Below are 2,385 nucleotides of genomic sequence, written 5' to 3'. Positions count from 1 at the left end.
GCGACACGCTCTCCGGCAATCTCGCCACGAGCGCCACCGTGGCGGGCGACGTCGGCGTCTACGCGATCACGCAGGGCAGCCTCGCCGCCTCGCCCGACTACGCGGTGACCTACCAGGGCGCCGACCTGACGGTGGCGGCCCGCCCGGTCACGATCGCGGCGGACACCCTGAGCCGGATCTACGGCGATGCGAACCCGGCGCTGACCTACACGGTCGGCGGCAGCGGGCTCGTCAACGGCGACAGCCTGACCGGGGGGCTGTCCACGACCGCGACGGCGGACAGCGGCATCGGCCTCTACGCCATCGCGCAGGGGACGCTCACGGCGTCGCCCAACTACGCGGTCACCTACCGGGGTGCGGGCCTCGCCGTGACGGCACGACCGATCACGATCGCGGCGGACGCCCTGAGCCGCGCCTACGGCGATGCGAACCCGGTGCTGACCTACACTCTGGGCGGGCGCGGCCTCGCCAACGGCGACAGCCTGACCGGCGGCCTCGTCACCACGGCCGGTGCCACGAGCGGCGTGGGAGACTACGCCGTCGCTCAGGGGACGCTCGCGGCGTCGCCCAACTACGCCGTGACCTATCGGGGCGCCGACCTGACGGTCACGGCACGCCCGATCACCCTCACGGCGGACGCGCAAAGTCGCGTCTACGGCGATGCGAACCCGGTGCTGACCTACGCGGTGGGCGGACGCGGCCTCGTCAACGGCGATACGCTGAGCGGGGCTCTCGCCACCGCGGCGGATGGCACGAGCGATGTCGGTCGCCACGCCATCACACAAGGCTCGCTCGCGGCGTCGCCCAACTACGCCGTGACCTACCGGGGCGCCGACCTGACGGTCACGGCACGCCCGATTACGCTCACCGCGGACGCGCAAGGCCGCCTCTACGGCGATGCGAACCCGGCGCTGACCTACACGGTCGCCGGACGCGGCCTCGTCAACGGCGACAGCCTGACCGGCGGCCTCGCCACCATGGCCGGTGCCACGAGCGGCGTCGGGGACTACGCCATCACACAAGGCTCGCTCGCGGCGTCGTCCAACTACGCAGTCACCTACCAGGGGGCGACCCTGACCGTGACGGCCCGACCGATCACCGTGACGGCGGACGCGCAGAATCGCGTCTACGGCGATTCCAACCCGGCGCTCACCTACACGGTCGGCGGGTGCGGGCTGGTGAACGGCGATACCTTGGGCGAACTGGCCACCGCCGCGACGACGGCGAGCGGGGTCGGAGCTTACGCCATCACCCAGGGCAGCCTGCCCACCTCGTCCAACTATGCGGTGACCTACCAGGGCGCCGACCTGACGGTGACGGCGCGCCCGATCACCCTCTCCGCCGACGCGCAGAGCCAAGTCTACGGCGACGCCAACCCGGCGCTCACCTACACGGTCGGCGGGCGCGGTCTCGTCAACGGCGACACGCTCGCCGGCGCGCTCGCCACAAGCGCGACGCTCGCGAGTGACGCGGGCACCTACGCGATCACGCGAGGATCGCTCGCGGCCTCGGACAACTACGCCGTGACCTATCAGGGAGCGAACCTCGCCGTAACGGCGCGCCCGATCACGGTCACGGCGGACGCGAAAAGCCGCGTCTACGGCGACGCCAACCCGCCTCTGACCTACACGGTGGGCGGGCGCGGCCTCGTCAACGGCGACGCGCTCGTCGGCGGCTTGGCCACCACCGCGACGGCGACCAGCGGCGTCGGTCGCTACACCATCACGCAAGGATCGCTCGCGGCCTCGGGCAACTACGCGGTCACCTATCAGGATGCGAATCTCGCCGTGACGGCCCGGCCGATCACCGTGACGGCGGACGCCCTGAGCCGGATCTACGGCGATGCCAACCCCACCCTCACCTACACGGTGGGCGGGCGCGGCCTCGTCAACGGCGACGTGCTCTCCGGCGCGCTTGCCACGGGCGCGACGCTCGCGAGCGACGCCGGCACCTACGCGATCACGCAGGGTTCGCTCGCGGCGTCCGACAACTACGCCGTGACCTATCAGGGCGCACGCCTCGCCGTGACGGCGCGCCCGATCACGATCACGGCGGATGCACAGAGCCGCGTGTACGGTGATGCCAATCCGGCGCTCACCTACACGCTGGGCGGGCGCGGTCTGGTCAACGGCGACGCGCTCGTCGGCGGCCTCGCCACGGGTGCGACGCTCGCGAGCGATGTCGGCGCCTACGCGATCACGCAGGGCTCGCTCGCGGCCTCCGACAACTACGCGGCCACCTATCAGGGGGCGAACCTCGCCGTCACGGCACGGCCGATTACGATCACGGCGGACGCGCAGAGCCGCGTCTACGGCGCGGCCAACCCGGCGCTCACCTACACGGTCGGCGGGCGCGGCCTCGTCAACGGCGACACGCTCTCCGGCA

At 72.0% G+C, this 2,385-nt stretch carries 1 protein-coding gene; it reads left to right on the top strand.

Translation table 11 applies throughout. The features are described from left to right. Window positions 1-2,385, top strand: a 2,385-nt coding sequence (locus tag MFF42_RS20010; protein ID WP_283206901.1) for an MBG domain-containing protein, incomplete at both ends; no start/stop codon positions are given.

It is taken from the genome of Methylorubrum podarium, from assembly GCF_022179745.1.
Classification (GTDB): Bacteria; Pseudomonadota; Alphaproteobacteria; order Rhizobiales; family Beijerinckiaceae; genus Methylobacterium; species Methylobacterium podarium.
Note: the sequence above shows the minus strand (reverse complement) of the source record. Positions and strands in the feature narration are given on the sequence as shown.